Origin of the sequence: Actinosynnema sp. NPDC053489, assembly GCF_044544865.1 — a bacterium.
In the GTDB taxonomy this organism is placed as follows: domain Bacteria; phylum Actinomycetota; class Actinomycetes; order Mycobacteriales; family Pseudonocardiaceae; genus Actinosynnema.
In genome coordinates this window covers 34,134-49,367 of sequence record NZ_JBITXT010000011.1, presented here as the reverse complement: position 1 = coordinate 49,367, position 15,234 = coordinate 34,134, and the positions used below count along the sequence as shown (strand labels likewise).

The following is a 15,234-nucleotide window of genomic DNA, read 5'->3' as shown; positions in this document are numbered from 1 at the left end:
GCGCGGCAGGATGGGGTGCGTGTCGAACGCGCTGACCCGAGTCGCTGATCACAAGGCCCGCGTCGCCGGGCTGGTCGGGGCGATGCCCGTGGTGGAACTGCCGGTGGCCGAGTGCCTGGGGTTGGTGCTGGCGCGGGACCTCGTGGCGCCGGTGCCGCTGCCGCCGTTCGACAACTCGGCGATGGACGGTTACGCGGTGCGGGCGGCGGACGTGGCGCGGGTGCCGGTGGAGCTGCCGGTGGCCGAGGACATCCCGGCGGGCCGCACGTCGTCGCCGCCGTTGGAGCCGGGCACCGCGCACCGGATCATGACGGGTGCGCCGGTGCCGGCGGGGGCGGACGCGGTGGTGCAGGTGGAGTGGACCGACGGCGGCACGTCGGTGGTGCGGGTCGAGCGGGCCGTGGCGGCGGGCGCGAACGTGCGGCGGGCGGCGGACGACGTGGCGGTGGGGGCGACGGTGCTGCGGGCGGGGACGCCGCTGGGCCCGGCGCAGCTGGGGTTGGCGGCGGCGCTGGGGTTCGGCGCGCTGCCGGTGCGGCGCAGGCCGCGGGTGCTGGTGCTGTCGACGGGCTCGGAGCTGGTGGGGCCCGGGGTGGCGCTGGAGCCGGGGCAGATCTACGAGTCGAACGGCGTGATGCTGGCCGCGGCGGTGCGGGAGGCGGGTGGCGAGGCGGAGCTGCTGCGATTCGTGCCCGACGACGTGGAGCGGTTCCACGAGGCGATCGCGCCGCGGCTGGCGTCGGTGGACCTGCTGCTGACGTCGGGCGGGGTGAGCGCGGGGGCGTACGAGGTGGTGAAGGACGCGTTCGCGGGGCGCGGGGTGGAGTTCACGAAGGTGGCGATGCAGCCGGGCGGGCCGCAGGGCGCGGGCCGCTACCGGGGGGTGGCGGTGGTGACGCTGCCCGGCAACCCGGTGAGCGCGCAGGTGTCGTTCGAGGTATTCGTGCGGCCGGCGCTGCGGGCGGCGATGGGGTTCGCGCGGGTGGAGCGGCCGACGGCGGCGGCCCGGTTGAGCGCTCCGGTCACGTCGCCGGCGGGGCGCACGCAGTTCCGGCGGGGCGCGTACGACCCGGAGTCGGGGCGGGTGGTGACGCCGGTCGGCGGGCCGGGGTCGCACCTGCTGTCGGCGCTGGCGGTCAGCAACTGCCTGATCGAGGTGCCGGAGGACGTCACGGAGCTGGCGGCGGGCGCGGAGGTGGCCGTCCGGCTGCTGCACGCAGAGTGACCCGGCGTGACCGTGGGCGTTGATCACCGGTGTGACCGGGCTTACACTGGGGATGATGGGAGGACCGGCCGGTCCGTGCGTTCGTCGGGGGACGCACGGGCGGGCCGGACGGGGGCCGGCGCAAACGCGTAGCGTGTGGCGGGCCGGAAGCACTGCCCTGACACGGAAGAGCCATGACCGTCGATCGCGACAAGCACAGTGGTGCCGTCTCCCACTTCCTCGACCTCGCCCGGGGCGTCGTGCCCCCGATGCACCCCGCGGGCCGCCCCTTCGTGGCGGGCGCGGCCGTCGCGACACTGCTGCTGCGCAGGTACTCCAAGCGCGCCGGTGTCGTCGGTGGCCTGCTGACCGCGTGGGTCGCGTGGTTCTTCCGCGAGCCGAAGCGCACCGCGCCCAGCAGGTCCGACGTCGCCGTCGCGCCCGCGGACGGCACCGTGTCGCACGTGGTCGAGGCCGTGCCGCCGGCCGAGCTGGGCCTGGGCTCCGCGCCGATGACCCGGGTCAGCGTGTTCCTGTCGGTGTTCGACGTGCACGTGCAGCGCGTGCCCGTGCCCGGCCTGGTGCGGCAGGTGTCGTACCGGCCCGGCAAGTTCCTGTCCGCCGACCTGGACAAGGCCAGCGAGGACAACGAGCGCAACACGGTGTGGCTGACCACGCCGTCCGGGCACGACGTGGTGGTCGTGCAGATCGCGGGCCTGGTGGCGCGGCGGATCGTGTGCCAGGTCGCCGAGGGCGACAAGGTGGCGGCCGGGCAGACCTACGGCCTGATCCGGTTCGGCTCGCGGGTCGACCTGTACGTGCCGTCCGGCAGCCGCGTGCTGGTGGAGGCCGGGCAGCGCACGATCGGTGGCGAGACCGTGCTCGCCGAGCTGCCCGCCGCGGAGGGCTGAGCCGATGGCTCCCAGCGGGCCGGGGATCAGGCTGCTGCCCAACGCCATCACGGTCCTGGCGATGTGCGCGGGGCTGTCGGCCGTGCACTTCGCGATCATCGGGATGTACGGCGCGGCGATCGGCTCGATCGCGGCGGCGGCGGTGTTCGACGGGTTGGACGGGCGGATCGCGCGGCTGCTCGACGCGACCAGCAAGATGGGCGCGGAGCTGGACTCGCTGGCGGACGCGATCTCGTTCGGCGTCGCGCCCGCCCTGGTGATCTACGTGTGGAGGTTCCAGCCGGGTCGCGAGGGCTGGGTGGTCGCGTTGATCTTCGCGGTGTGCATGGTGCTGCGGCTGGCGCGGTTCAACACGCTGCTGGAGGTCGAGCAGCCGCCGTTCGCGAAGGAGTTCTTCGTCGGCGTGCCCGCGCCGGCCGGCGGGTTGCTGCTGCTGCTGCCGCTGATCGTGGACGAGCAGCTGGGCCGGTCCGGGTGGTGGTCCGGGTCGGCCGTGGTGGCGGTCTGGACGGTCGGGATCGCGCTGCTGCTGGTGAGCCGCATCCCGACGCTGTCGGTGAAGACGATCAAGGTGCCGCCGCGGCTCGTCGCGCCGCTGCTGGTGCTGGTCGGGCTGCTGGCGGCGGCGGTCATCACGTTCCCGCTGGTGGCGTTGATCGCGGCGATGCTGGTGTACCTGGGGCACCTGCCGTACTCGGTGCGCCGGTACCGGTGGCTGGCCAAGCACCCCGAGGCGTGGTCGGTGCCGGCGGCCGACCGGCGGGCGATCAAGCGGGCGCACGGCGTGGCGGCGCGGCGGTTGGGGTTGCGGCAGCCGCTGGGCGGTCGGGTGGCGGGCGCGGCGATGCGCGCGGTGCGGCGGCCCCGGCGCGGCGTGGACCCGACGCAGGTGGCGGCGGAGGCGAACGGTCAGGCGCGGTCCGGCAAGCGCCGGGGGTGGCGGCAGGTCGGCTTGCGCCGGCATGATCGGCCGTAGGCCGGTGAAGTGCGGTTGAGCTGGGGTTTCGGTCGGTCACGCGGTTCACGACCGGGTGATCTTCGAGGCCGGCGAGAACGGTGACGCCGTTTTTGCCGTGCTGGGACGTCGGTTGGAACAACGAGGACCGCGACCGACCGCCACCCCTGCGCCGACCCGCCACCCGTCGTGCCACCCGCTGCGCCGACCACGGCCGGTGGGGAGGCGCCGCGGCCGGCATTGCGGGAACCCGCAGTCGCCACCGCGCCCATCCATCGCGCCCATCCACCGCACCCATCCGCGAGCCCCGTCGTCGCGCCGGCCGTTCGCGAGTGGTCAGCGCGCGAGTGGTCAGCGCGCGGGGTTCGGCGCGCGGGGGTTCGGCGCTGCGCGGAGGCCGTGCGCGGGGTGTGGTGACCGGTCGGACCGTCGGGGGTCAGTCGTCCTCGTCGTCGGCGAACGGGTCCTCGGAGGTCGCCGGGTCCCAGCTCAGGCCGGGCACGCCCCAGCCGTTGGCCTTCAGCATCCGCTTCGACGCCCGCTTGTGCCGCCCCACCAGCCGGTCGAGGTAGATGATCCCGTCCAGGTGGTCGGTCTCGTGCTGCAGGCACCGCGCGAAGAAGCCGGTGCCCTCGACCTCGACGGGCTTGCCGTCGCCGTCGAACCCGGTCACCTTCGCCCACGACGCGCGCCCCGTCGGGTACGACTCGCCCGGCGCGGACAGGCAGCCCTCGAAGTCGTCGTCCGGGTCCGGCATCCCCAGCGGGACCTCGGAGGTCTCCAGCACGGGGTTCACCACCACGCCGCGGTGGCGCACGCCCTCGTCGTCCGGGCAGTCGTAGACGAACAACCGCAGGTCGATCCCGATCTGGTTGGCCGCGAGCCCCACGCCGTGCGCCGCCGTCATCGTCTCGTGCATGTCCTCGATCAACGTGCGCAACGACTCGTCGAACACCTCGACCGGGCGGGTCGGGTGGTGCAGGACGGGATCTCCGGCGATCCGGATCGGGTGAACTGCCATGGCGTGCAGCCTAACGGCGTGTCAGAGGGGACGCGCCGACCGATGAGCCGACCCAGACCAAGATCACGTGGTGTAATGGCACCCACGCACGGGACACGGCTGAGGAGCCAGATGGACGCCGCAGAGGCACTGGCGCCGGCGGAGGGGCCGGACGACGGTTTGAACGACCGGGAACGCGAGATCCTGGCCTTCGAACGCCAGTGGTGGAAGTACGCGGGCGCCAAGGAACAGGCCGTCAAGGAGCTGTTCGACATGTCCGCGACGCGCTACTACCAGCTGCTCAACGCGTTGATCGAGAAGGAAGAGGCGTTGGCCGCCGACCCGATGTTGATCAAGAGACTGCGCCGGTCCCGTTCCGGCAGGCAACGCGCCCGCGCGGCCAAGCGGCTGGGCGTCGAGCGCCGATGACGAACCCGGAACAGCCGGCGGGCCCCGCGCACCCGGCACGCGCCGCGGGCTACGCGCTGCTCGGCGTGGCCGTGATCGCCCTGGTGATCGGGCTGGTCAGCCTGTTCACCGGCGGCCCGGACGACGAACCGCCCGCCGCCCAGTCGGCCCCGCCGTCGGCCACGACCCCGGGCACGTCGGAGGGGTCGCAGACCGCGTCCGCCGAACCGACCGCGCCGTCGGCGCCGTCGTCGGAGACCTCGTCCGCACCGGCCGGGACGCCGACGACGGCGCCCACCGCCGTTCCCCCGGCCAACGCCGGCACGCCGACCACGACCGAGGTCCCGCCGCCGCCGGTGAACACGACGCCGAAGGTGCCGGTCCGCGTCTACAACAACAGCACCCTGCAGGGCTTGGCCAAACGCGCGTCGGAGGACGTGCAGCGCGCCGGGTGGCAGGTCGCCGAGAGCGGCAACTACTCGTCGGGCACGATCCCGACGACCACCGTGTACTTCCGCCCCGGCACGGACGAGGAAGCGTCGGCGCGCGAGCTGGCCCGGGTCCTCAACGCCCGCGTGGAACAGCGGTTCGACGGCATCCGGGACGCGCACCCCGGGATCATCGTGATCGTCACGAACGACTACAAGGGCCCGTCCGGCAAGGTTTCCTAGCCCGGCCTACCGCTCGCGGGACCTGGCGTAGGCGGCGAGGGACGCCAGCTGCGCCGGGTCCAGCGACGGCCGGACGGCGTCCCGGGCCGTCGCCAGGTGGGCCGCGGTCACCTCCGCCGCCGACAGGGACTCACGCATCGCGGTCAGCGCGGCTTCGCGGATCAGCGCCGCGCAGTCGGCCGCCGAGTAGCCGTCCAGTTCCTCCGCCAGCGCGTCGAGGTCCACGTCCGCGGCCAGCGGCGTGTTCCGCGACGACGCGCGCAGGATCTCGGCGCGTGCCCGGGCGTCCGGCGGCGGGACGTAGACGAGGCGCTCCAGCCGGCCGGGGCGCAGCAACGCCGGGTCGATCAGCTCGGGGCGGTTCGTCGCGCCGAGCACGATGACGTCCCGCAGCGGTTCGACGCCGTCCAGCTCGGTGAGCAGCGCGGCGACGACCCGGTCGGAGACGCCGGAGTCGGACGACTGGCCGCGGCGGGGTGCGAGCGCGTCGACCTCGTCCAGGAAGACCAGCGCGGGTGCCGCCTCGGCGGCCCGGCGGAACAGCTCGCGGACCGCGCGTTCGGACTCGCCGACGAACTTGTCCATCAGCTCCGCGCCCTTGACCGACAGGACGTTGAGCCGGCCGGTGCCCGCCAGCGCGCGGACCAGGAACGTCTTGCCGCAGCCGGGCGGGCCGTAGAGGAGCAGGCCACGCGGCGGTGCGACGCCCAGTCGGGCGAAGGAATCCGGGTACTGCAACGGCCACAGCGCGGCCTCGGTGAGCGCCTGCTTGACCTCGGTCATGTCGCCGACGTCGTCCAGCGTCAACCCGCCGGTCCTCAACGTGTCCGAAGTGGACATCGAGATGGGGCGGACGGTTTCGAGCGCTTGCAACAGGTCCGCCTGCGCCACGCGCGGTTCGTCGACGTCGCGTTGCCGCAGCGCGGCCCGCAGCGCGGCTTCGCGGCGCAGCGCCACCAGGTCGGCCGCGACGAAACCCGGTGTGCGGTCGGCGATCGCGCCGAGGTCCACATCGGACTCGACGGGCACGTCCCGCAGCAGCACGCGCAGCAACTCGGTGCGGGACTTGCCGTCCGGCAGCGGCAGGACCAGCTCGCGGTCGACCAGCTCGGGGACCCTCAAGCGGGTGTCGACCGCCTCCGGGTGGGCGCTGGTGACGACGAGCGCCACGCCGTCGGGCCGCTCGCGCAGGGCGTCGAGCACGACGGTCGCCACCGGCGGCGGCGAGGCCGCGGGCAGCAGGGCCTCCACGTCGGTCAGCAGCAGGACCGCCGGCGACTGCTGCCCGGCCTGGGCGAGGGCGTCGGCCACGCGCTGCGCCGCCGCGTTCGCCTCCAGCACGGCGATGCCCGGGGCGGCGACCTCGACCACCGAGGCTTCGGCGGCCTGGGCGACGGCGCGCACGAACGTCGCCTTGCCGACCCCCTCCGGTCCGCTGACCAGCGCGGCCAGGCGTGGGGCGGCGCCGAGCCGGGCCAGCAGCTCGGGGTGGCTGAACGTGAGGTCGAACCACTCGGCCAGGCGCTTCGCGGCCTCCTGCTGCCCCACGAGGTCGGCGACCGGCACGGCGGGGGCGGGCGGTGGCACGACGTGCGGCACCCGTTGCGCGGCGGGACGACCCGGCGTCGGGCTGGTGCCGGACACCGCTGGGGCATCGCCCGTCCGCGCGCCGTCGCGCCACCCGACGACGGTCGAGGGGCGGACGGCCACGGGCCCGTCGGCGGGGTCGGTGGCGGTGATGGTGAGCAGCTCGTTGGTCCACGTCATGCCGATGGCGTTGGACAGCCTGCGGCGGGTGGCGCTGACGTCCGTGCCGGGTGGGGGCGCGAGGTCCTGGGGCAGGAGGGAGACGGCGTCGCCGACGGTCAGGACCTTGCCGGTCAGCGCCAGGCGGAGGGTCTCCGGGGTGAGCGACGTGCTGGCCAACCGCGATCCCGCCACGACGACCGTGCGCGCGGCGGCGACGTCCACGGGCGCCACCACCACCTCCGCGCCCTCGACCACGCCGAGGTTGGACAGCGTGACGTCGTCCACGAACACCACGCCGGGCGGGCCGTCGCCGGCGGTCGCGGCGGCCAGGGCGGCGCTGACGCGGGCGCCGGTGAGGCGCACGGCGTCCCACGCGCGCAGGCCCAGCGCGTCGAGCACCTCCGGGTGGAGCCGGACCACGCCGCGGCGGGTGTCCAGGGCCGAGGGGGACAGGCGGGCGGTCAGCGTGATCACGGGATGAGCGTAGTTGGGGTTCGCGGGCGGGGGCGGGTGGTCCGGCCGGTTCTCCGGGGTCCGGCCCGGTCGGGCGCGCGAGGTGGGGGCCGGGGACGGCGGGGTGCGGCGGAAGCGGCGGGAGCGGAAGCGGTGAAGGCGGGCGTGAGAGGCGGCGGGGTGGCGCGGGCGGGAGGCGGCGGAGGGCGAGGTCGGAGGGGTGGGTTGGTCGCGGGCCTCGTTGTTCCAACCGACGTTCGAGGGTGGCGAAAACGGTGTTTCGGTTCTTCGGCGGTGACAGGTCCACTCGAACGGGTTACGGGTGCACGGCCCTGACCTGCGCTTTCACGCCAGGTCCACGGCCGGTTCGTCAGGCGCTGGGCGGGGTTCGTCCGCGACCTCCGCGACCTCCGCCACCTCGACCACCTCCGCCACCTTCGCGTACTGCGCCTTCCCCTGGTGGTCGGCACGCGCCGCCCGCTCCGGCCGGCGCCACGGCAGCTCCGGGTACGACGCCAGCTCCCCGTACGCCATGCACCCGGCCAGCTCCGCGTACGCCCCCGCCAGCACCGCCGCCCGGATGCGGCGCACCTCCCCCACCGTCGGCAGTTCACCCACCAGCAGGAACGGCAGCAGCAGCCGCCACGCCCCGACCGTCGCGGCGCGGTGGCGGTGCGGGGCGCGGAGCACGGCGCGGGCCACGCGGAGCGCGTGCTCGCCCGCCGTGATCGCCGTCGGGTAGCCGGCGTGGTCCCACGACCAGCGCAGGCCGTCGGCCATGGCGCAGCGCACGCAGTCGGCCGGCCCGGTCGCCGGCTCCTCGCCGCACCGGGAGCACGCGAGCAGGGTCATGGCCCAGTCGGTGCACGTCCACGGGTGGCGGCCGACCTCGTCGGCGAGCACCAACTCGGCCAGTTCCCGCTCCCCCGCGCCGCCCTCGGCGAGCTGCTCGGCGGCGAGCAGCTCCTGCCAGTCGAGCAGCCAGTACTGGTCGACGAGCTCGGCGCAGAACCGGCACGCGGGGTACCCGCGGCCGGCCAGGTCGCCGCACGAGGGGCACGGCGAGACCGCGGCGGGGCGGGCCACGCGCCGGGCGCCGGGCGGGAACGGCCGGTGATCAGCCACGCGGTGAAAGGTACGCGCAAACGGTGGGCGTTGGCATCCGCACCTTGGCACCGGCGGCGGGCCGTGGCTATGGTCAGGCCCGACAGGCACAACAACTCAACACACGCGGGAGCTCGCGCCACAGCGGGCTGAGAGGGCGGCTGGGGTGTGAGGGCCCCGGTGCCGCCGACCGCCTGAACCTGACCGGGTAATGCCGGCGTAGGGAGGAATGTCGTGACGGCACTCGAGGACCGTTCGGTCGAGCCGAGCGTCACCACCGGGCCCATCTCGGGCTCCGCCAAGGTCTACCGCGAGGTGGGCGGGGGCGTGCGCGTCCCGTTCCGCCGGGTGGGGCTGACCAACGGCGAGCACGTGGACCTGTACGACACTTCCGGTCCGTACACGGACGACAACGCGACCATCGACGTCCACAGTGGACTTCCGAAGCTGCGCGCGGACTGGGTCGCGGGGCGCGGGCCGATCGACGGGGCGGTGACGCAGCTCGCGTACGCCAAGGCCGGGATCGTCACGCCGGAGATGCGGTTCGTGGCGGCCCGCGAGAACCTGAGCCCGGAGTTCGTGCGGGACGAGGTGGCCGTGGGGCGGGCGGTCATCCCGCTCAACCGCAACCACCCGGAGGCGGAGCCGATGATCATCGGCAAGAACTTCCTGGTGAAGGTGAACGCCAACATCGGCAACTCCGCCGTGACCTCCTCGATCGGGGAGGAGGTGGAGAAGATGGTGTGGGCGACGCGGTGGGGCGCGGACACGATCATGGACCTGTCGACGGGCAAGCGGATCCACGAGACGCGCGAGTGGATCATGCGCAACTCGCCGGTGCCGGTGGGGACGGTGCCGATCTACCAGGCCCTGGAGAAGGTGGACGGCGACCCGGCGAAGCTGTCGTGGGAGGTGTACCGCGACACGGTGGTCGAGCAGGCCGAGCAGGGCGTGGACTACATGACGGTGCACGCGGGCGTGCTGCTGCGGTACGTGCCGCTGACGGCGCGGCGGGTGACGGGCATCGTGTCGCGCGGCGGGTCGATCATGGCCGCGTGGTGCCTGGCCCACCACCGGGAGAGCTTCCTGTACACGCACTTCGAGGAGCTGTGCGAGATCCTGCGCGCCTACGACGTGACGTTCTCGCTCGGCGACGGGTTGCGGCCGGGGTCGATCGCGGACGCCAACGACGAGGCGCAGTTCGCGGAGCTGCGGACGCTGGGCGAGCTGACGCACGTCGCCCGGTCGCACGACGTGCAGGTGATGATCGAGGGCCCGGGCCACGTGCCGCTGCACAAGATCGCGGAGAACGTGCGGTTGGAGGAGGAGTGGTGCGGCGAGGCGCCGTTCTACACCCTCGGGCCGCTGGCGACGGACATCGCGCCCGCCTACGACCACATCACCTCCGCGATCGGCGCGGCGCAGATCGGCTGGTTGGGCACGGCGATGCTGTGCTACGTCACGCCGAAGGAGCACCTGGGCCTGCCGAACCGGGACGACGTGAAGACCGGCGTGATCACGTACAAGATCGCGGCCCACTCGGCGGACCTGGCCAAGGGGCACCCGGGGGCGCAGGACTGGGACGACGCGCTGTCGCGGGCGCGGTTCGAGTTCCGGTGGGAGGACCAGTTCAACCTGTCGCTGGACCCGGACACGGCGCGGTCGTTCCACGACGAGACGCTGCCGGCGGCGCCGGCGAAGACGGCGCACTTCTGCTCGATGTGCGGGCCGAAGTTCTGCTCGATGAAGATCACGCAGGACGTGCGGCGGTACGCGGAGGAGCGCGGTCTGTCCACGGTGGAGGCGATCGAGGCGGGGATGGCGGAGAAGTCGCACGAGTTCGGCGACCGGGGCAACCAGGTGTACCTGCCGGTGGTCGACTGATGGCGGCCGCGCCGCCGCGGGTGCTCACCATCGCCGGGTCGGACTCCGGCGGTGGTGCGGGCCTGCAGGCCGACCTGCGGACGTTGTTCGCGTGCGGGGTGCACGGGATGACGGCGGTCACGGCGGTGACCGTGCAGAACACGCTGGGCGTGTCCGGGTACACCGAGATCCCGCCGGAGGTGGTGGCCGCGCAGATCGAGGCGGTGGCCTCGGACATCGGGGTGGACGCGGCGAAGACGGGGATGCTGGCGTCGGCGGCGATCATCGAGGCGGTCGCGGCGGCGGTGGACCGGGTCGACGTGGGCCCGTTCGTGGTGGACCCGGTGGCCGCGTCGATGCACGGGCACCAGTTGCTGGCCGACGACGCGCTGGACGCGATCCGGTCGCTGCTGTTCCCGCGGGCGACGCTGGTCACGCCGAACCTGGACGAGGTGCGGCTGCTGACCGGGGTGGAGGTGCGCAGCCGCGCCGACCAGCGCAAGGCGGCGGAGGCGCTGCACGCGATGGGCCCGCGGTGGGTGCTGGTGAAGGGCGGTCACCTGTGGGACGACCCGGAGTGCCTGGACGTGCTGTACGACGGGGACGGGTTCGTCGAGCTGCTCGGGCCGCGCTACGACGTCCGGCACACGCACGGCAGCGGTGACACGCTGGCGTCGGCGATCGCGTCGCAGCTCGCGCGGGGCGCGGACGTGCCGACGGCGGTGCGGTTCGGCAAGGAGTTCGTGGTCCGGTCGGTGGCCGCCGCGTACCCGTTGGGCGGTGGGGTCGGGCCGGTGTCGCCGTTGTGGCGGTTGGAGGGCTAGCGGTGGAACGGCCTGGCGGCGCCCGCCGCCGTCAGGCCGTCTCGCCGACCAGTTCCTCCAGCGCCGGCAGGGCGGCGAGCAGGGCGTCGCGGTGCTCCGGGGTCAGCTCCTCGATGCGCCGCTGCAGCTCCCGCACGCGCGCCGACCGGACGCCGGACACCATCGTCACGCCCTCGGGGGTGGGGGTGGCCAGCCAGGCCCGGCCGTCCTGCGGGTCCGGTTCGCGCCGCACGTAGCGGGCCTCCACCAGGGCCGCCACGATCCGGGACAGGGTGGGCGGGGCGACGCCCTCCTTGGCCGCCAGGTCGCCCAGTCTCATGGGGCCGCAGCGCGCCAACGTCGCCAGCGCCGACACCGCGCCCGGTCCGAGGCCGGGGGAACCGGTGCGCCGCAGCAGCCGGGAGAGCCTGCCGATCGCGAGGTACAGCCGGGCGGTGGCGTCCTCGACCTGGTCGGTCGTCACGGCACTCCTCCTCGGGCAGGCGGACACGGGCGAGCGTCCATCATGCCGTGCCGGGCAATCACCCCACCGCGGGACTCGACGCGTGGGCCCGGAACCGCTTCGGGATGCGCCCCGCCGACCGGGCGAGCCGGCCCGCCTCCACGCCCGCCCGCATCGCGGCCGCCATCCGCTCGGGGTCCTGCGCCCTCGTCACGGCGGTCGCCAGCAGCACCGCCGAGCAGCCCAGCTCCATCGCCAGGACCGCGTCGGACGCCGTGCCGATGCCCGCGTCCAGGATCACCGGCACCGACGCGCGGGACACGATCAGCTCGATGTTGTGCGGGTTGCGGATGCCCAGGCCCGTGCCGATCGGCGAGCCCAGCGGCATGACGGCGGCGCAGCCCACCTGCTCCAGCCGCAGCGCCAGCACCGGGTCGTCGGAGGTGTAGGGCAGCACGACGAAGCCGTCGTCGACGAGGCGCTGCGCGGCGTCGAGCAGTTCCACCGGCTCGGGCAGCAGGGTCTCGTCGTCGGCGACGACCTCCAGCTTCACCCAGTTCGTCTCCAGGGCCTCCCGCGCCAGCCGCGCGGTCAGCACGGCCTCGGCGGCGGTGCGGCAGCCGGCCGTGTTGGGCAGCGCGGTGATGCCGAGCCGCCGCAGCAGGTCCAGCACGCCGCCGCCGGAGGAGTCCAGGCGGCGCAGGGCGACGGTCGTCAGCTCGGTGCCGGACGCGACCAGGGCGCGTTCGAGCACCGACAGGTTCGCCGCGCCCCCGGTGCCCAGGACGAGCCGGGAGCCGAACTCGCGGCCGGCGATCACGAGCGGGTCGTCCACGTCAGCCTCCCTGCACGGCGGTCAGCACCTCGACGGTGGCGCCGGCGGGCACCGGGGTCGTGCCCCACGCCGCTCGCGGCACGACCTCGCCGTCCAGGGCGACCGCGACACCCCTGGGCGGCGCGTCGAGGAGCGCGAGCACGGTCGCGACGGTCGCCCCGTCGGCCAGGTCGCGCTCCACGCCGTTGACCTTCGCCTTCACCGTCCGTGTCCTCCTTCGCGGAGCAGGTCGAGCACCCGCCGCGCCGTGACGGGCGCGAGCAGCAGTCCGTTGCGGTGGTGGCCGGTGGCGGCCAGCACCCCGGGTTCGAGCCAGGCGATGACCGGCGCGTTGTCGGGGCTGCCGGCGCGGAACCCGGCGGCGGCCTCGGCCAGCCCGTACTCGGCGACGCCGGGCCACACCACCTCGGCGTCGCGCAGCAGGTCCCGCACGCCGCCCACGGTGACGTCGCCGTCGAAGCCGGCTTCGTACTGGGTCGCGCCGAGCACGAACCCGTCGTCGCGGGGCACCAGGTAGACGGGGCGGCCGCGGACGTGGGCGCGGATGGTGTGGCGGGGCGGCGGCAGCGCGCCCGGCCTGGCCGACAGCCGCAGGATCTCGCCCTTGACGGGCCGGATCACGTCCCGCAGCGCGGGGTGCAGGTCGCGGCTCCACGCGCCGGCCGCGATCACCGTCACGTCGGTGTCCCCGGCGGGCCCCTCGGCGAAGTCGACGCCGGCGGCGGCGCACGCCCCCCGCAGGGCGCGCAGCAGGGCCCGGTTGTCGACGGCCACGTCACCGGGCACCGACAGTCCACCGAGGACGGCGCCCAGGCCCGGTTCCAGCGCGCGCAGCTCGCGGCCCGTCAGCCGCTGCGCCGACCGCCCCATCCGGTCCAGGTAGGCGCGGAGCTGGTCCAGCACCTCGACGTCGGCCCGGTCCACGGCGACGGCGAGCGTGCCCGCCGGGCCGAGCGCCACGCCGAGGGAGCGGGCGAACTCCGGCCACAGCTCCAGCGACTCGACCCCCAGCGCCAGCACGTCCTCGTCGCCGGGCCACGCCTCGGTGATCGGCGCGAGCATGCCGCCCGCGACCCAGGAGCCGCCGTGCGGCGACCCGAGGTCGACGAGCCGCACCGCGTACCCGTCCCGGGCCGCGTACCAGGCGGCGGACAGCCCGATGACGCCGCCGCCGAGGACGGTCACCCGCATTGCCAAGGCACTCACGCTCCCTGCGCCGGCATGACCCGGATCAGGTTCGACGGTCGGAGCGAACCACGCTCCCTCTCAGCCCGGTGCGTTCCAGGCTCCCGTGCGGACCACGTCCACCGTAGCGCACGCGCCGGGCCGGCGGTTACCGTGCCGCCCGTGCCAGGACTCGACGGAACGCGGATCAGGCGGCGGCTCGCCGACGCACGGCTCTACCTCTGCACCCCGGCGCGGCCGGACCTCGCCGAGTTCGCCGACGCCGTGCTCGCCGGCGGCGTGGACGTGGTGCAGCTGCGGGACAAGGGGCTGGAGGCCCGGCAGGAGATCGCCGCGCTGGAGGTGCTGGCCGAGGCGTGCGCCCGGCACGGCGCGCTGCTGGCGGTCAACGACCGGGCCGACGTGGCGCTCGCCGTGGACGCGGACGTGCTGCACCTCGGGCAGGACGACCTGCCGGTGCCGCTGGCCCGCCGGGTCGTCGGCGACGCGGTGGTGATCGGCCGGTCCACCCACGACGTGGACCAGGCGCGGGCGGCGGCGGTGGAGCCGGGCGTGGACTACTTCTGCACCGGGCCGTGCTGGCCGACGCCGACGAAGCCGGGCCGGCCCGCGCCGGGGCTCGACCTGGTGCGCGCCACCGCCGGCACGACCGACCGGCCCTGGTTCGCGATCGGCGGCATCGACCGCGACCGGTTGCCCGAGGTGCTGGCCGCGGGCGCGGAGCGGGTCGTGGTCGTGCGGGCCGTCACCGAGGCCGAGGACCCCCGCGCCGCCGCAGCCTGGTTGAAACTTCAACTAACTGGCGTACAGTCGACGGCGTGATGCCTGTGCTGTACCTGGGCCACGGGGCTCCCCCGCTGGCCGACGACGAACGGTGGACCGGCGAGCTGAGGTCGTGGTCCGCGGCGCTGCCCCGCCCCGAGTCGGTCCTCGTGGTGTCCGCGCACTGGGAGAACGACCCGCTCACCCTCGGTGCGACGACGACCGTGCCCCTGACCTACGACTTCTGGGGCTTCCCACGGCGCTACTACGAGGTCACCTACGACGCGCCGGGCGCGCCCGGGCTGGCCCGCGAGGTGACCGGGCTGCTCGACCGGCCGGTGGCGCGGGACGAGGCGCGCGGGCTGGACCACGGCGCGTACGTGCCGCTGAAGGAGATGTTCCCGGAGGCGGACGTCCCGGTGCTCCAGATGTCCCTGCCCAGCCTCGACCCGCGCGACCTGTTCGAGGTCGGTCGCCGGCTCGCGCCGCTGCGGGAGCGGGGCGTGCTGATCGTCGGCAGCGGGTTCGTCACCCACAACCTGAGCTGCGTGGACCTGTCCCGCGCCCCGGACCACGAGCCGCCGTCGTGGTCGGCGGAGTTCGACGACTGGGCGGGCCGGGCGCTGGCCGGCGGCGACGTGGACGCGCTGCTGGACTTCCGGCGCAAGGCGCCCGCCGCCGGCATCGCGCACCCCCGCACCGAGCACTTCGCGCCGCTGTTCGTCTCGCTCGGCGCGAGCGCCGCCGCCCAGGCCACCACCACCGTCGACGGGTTCTGGTACGGGCTGTCCAAGCGGTCCGTGCAGTTCGGCTGACCTTCTTCGCGCGGAACGCCCCCGGACCGGAGCCCGGGGGCGTTCTGGTGAGC

Annotated in this window: 16 protein-coding genes and 2 riboswitches; of the genes, 9 read left to right on the top strand and 7 right to left on the bottom strand. The window is 74.6% G+C overall.

The genetic code is table 11. The features are described from left to right. The first annotated feature begins 10 nt into the window (after positions 1-10). The 3 genes from glp (at position 11) to pssA (ending at position 3,091) form a co-directional block, all read left to right on the top strand. A complete protein-coding gene (gene glp / locus ACIGNX_RS24285) occupies positions 11-1,225 on the top strand; it encodes a gephyrin-like molybdotransferase Glp (RefSeq protein ID WP_396542982.1) in 1,215 nt (404 codons plus the stop codon). A 173-nt stretch (positions 1,226-1,398) separates the two neighbouring features. Beyond that, the gene (locus ACIGNX_RS24280) at positions 1,399-2,115 is read left to right on the top strand and encodes a phosphatidylserine decarboxylase (RefSeq protein WP_396542981.1); all 717 of its coding nucleotides are present in this window, start codon (positions 1,399-1,401) and stop codon (positions 2,113-2,115) included. Positions 2,116-2,119: 4 nt separating this feature from the next. Continuing rightward, on the top strand, positions 2,120-3,091 hold the full coding sequence (gene pssA, locus ACIGNX_RS24275) for a CDP-diacylglycerol--serine O-phosphatidyltransferase (protein ID WP_396542980.1): 972 nt from the start codon (positions 2,120-2,122) through the stop codon (positions 3,089-3,091). A gap of 415 nt (positions 3,092-3,506) precedes the next feature. Here pssA and ACIGNX_RS24270 read toward each other — a convergent pair whose 3' ends face one another. Then, a complete protein-coding gene (locus ACIGNX_RS24270; RefSeq protein ID WP_396542979.1) occupies positions 3,507-4,091 on the bottom strand; it encodes a peptide deformylase in 585 nt (194 codons plus the stop codon). Positions 4,092-4,202: 111 nt separating this feature from the next. Here ACIGNX_RS24270 and ACIGNX_RS24265 point away from each other — a divergent pair, with 111 nt between their 5' ends. Together ACIGNX_RS24265 and ACIGNX_RS24260 are read left to right on the top strand one after the other, a co-directional pair. Next, a complete protein-coding gene (locus tag ACIGNX_RS24265; RefSeq protein WP_053715184.1) occupies positions 4,203-4,499 on the top strand; it encodes a DUF3263 domain-containing protein in 297 nt (98 codons plus the stop codon). Beyond that, positions 4,496-5,149: a LytR C-terminal domain-containing protein gene (locus ACIGNX_RS24260; RefSeq protein WP_396542978.1), complete on the top strand. Its 654-nt coding sequence runs from the start codon at positions 4,496-4,498 to the stop codon at positions 5,147-5,149. Before ACIGNX_RS24265 ends, ACIGNX_RS24260 begins: the two co-directional genes overlap by 4 nt. A 6-nt stretch (positions 5,150-5,155) precedes the next feature. On the opposite strand, the gene ACIGNX_RS24255 is transcribed toward ACIGNX_RS24260, so the two are convergent. Both ACIGNX_RS24255 and ACIGNX_RS24250 read right to left on the bottom strand, forming a co-directional pair. Continuing rightward, positions 5,156-7,372, bottom strand: a complete 2,217-nt coding sequence (locus ACIGNX_RS24255; protein ID WP_396542977.1) for an AAA family ATPase — start codon at positions 7,370-7,372, stop codon at positions 5,156-5,158. Positions 7,373-7,696: 324 nt separating this feature from the next. Beyond that, the gene (locus ACIGNX_RS24250) at positions 7,697-8,476 is read right to left on the bottom strand and encodes a hypothetical protein (RefSeq protein WP_396542976.1); all 780 of its coding nucleotides are present in this window, start codon (positions 8,474-8,476) and stop codon (positions 7,697-7,699) included. Between the two features lie 95 nt (positions 8,477-8,571). Beyond that, positions 8,572-8,699: riboswitch (TPP riboswitch) on the top strand. Here ACIGNX_RS24250 and thiC point away from each other — a divergent pair. Beyond that, positions 8,690-10,339, top strand: a complete 1,650-nt coding sequence (thiC, locus tag ACIGNX_RS24245) for a phosphomethylpyrimidine synthase ThiC (protein ID WP_396542975.1) — start codon at positions 8,690-8,692, stop codon at positions 10,337-10,339. It overlaps the preceding riboswitch by 10 nt. Beyond that, complete coding sequence (thiD, locus tag ACIGNX_RS24240) at positions 10,339-11,142, top strand: bifunctional hydroxymethylpyrimidine kinase/phosphomethylpyrimidine kinase (protein ID WP_396542974.1); 804 nt, start codon at positions 10,339-10,341, stop codon at positions 11,140-11,142. The genes thiC and thiD overlap by 1 nt, the downstream gene beginning before the upstream one ends. Before the next feature lie 31 nt (positions 11,143-11,173). Here the strand turns inward: thiD and ACIGNX_RS24235 are convergent, their stop codons facing one another. From ACIGNX_RS24235 to thiO, 4 genes are read right to left on the bottom strand one after another with little or no spacing between them, the layout of a single operon-like run. Then, the gene (locus ACIGNX_RS24235; protein WP_396542973.1) at positions 11,174-11,605 is read right to left on the bottom strand and encodes a MarR family winged helix-turn-helix transcriptional regulator; all 432 of its coding nucleotides are present in this window, start codon (positions 11,603-11,605) and stop codon (positions 11,174-11,176) included. 58 nt (positions 11,606-11,663) lie between these two features. Beyond that, positions 11,664-12,419, bottom strand: a complete 756-nt coding sequence (locus ACIGNX_RS24230) for a thiazole synthase (protein WP_396542972.1) — start codon at positions 12,417-12,419, stop codon at positions 11,664-11,666. A 1-nt stretch (position 12,420) separates the two neighbouring features. After that, complete coding sequence (thiS, locus tag ACIGNX_RS24225) at positions 12,421-12,621, bottom strand: sulfur carrier protein ThiS (protein WP_396542971.1); 201 nt, start codon at positions 12,619-12,621, stop codon at positions 12,421-12,423. Beyond that, positions 12,618-13,610 carry a glycine oxidase ThiO gene (gene thiO, locus ACIGNX_RS24220; RefSeq protein WP_396543187.1) on the bottom strand — a complete coding sequence of 331 codons (993 nt, stop codon included), beginning with the start codon at positions 13,608-13,610 and terminating at the stop codon, positions 12,618-12,620. The genes thiS and thiO overlap by 4 nt, the downstream gene beginning before the upstream one ends. Beyond that, a riboswitch (TPP riboswitch) is annotated at positions 13,611-13,722 on the bottom strand. Positions 13,723-13,766: 44 nt separating this feature from the next. Between thiO and thiE the strand changes: the two genes are divergently transcribed. Together thiE and ACIGNX_RS24210 are read left to right on the top strand one after the other, a co-directional pair. Further along, positions 13,767-14,426, top strand: coding sequence for a thiamine phosphate synthase (gene thiE, locus ACIGNX_RS24215; RefSeq protein WP_396542970.1), 660 nt, complete (start codon positions 13,767-13,769; stop codon positions 14,424-14,426). Beyond that, positions 14,426-15,181 (top strand): dioxygenase, encoded by a 756-nt coding sequence (locus tag ACIGNX_RS24210; RefSeq protein WP_396543186.1) that lies wholly within the window; start codon positions 14,426-14,428, stop codon positions 15,179-15,181. Before thiE ends, ACIGNX_RS24210 begins: the two co-directional genes overlap by 1 nt. Positions 15,182-15,234: the final 53 nt, after the last annotated feature.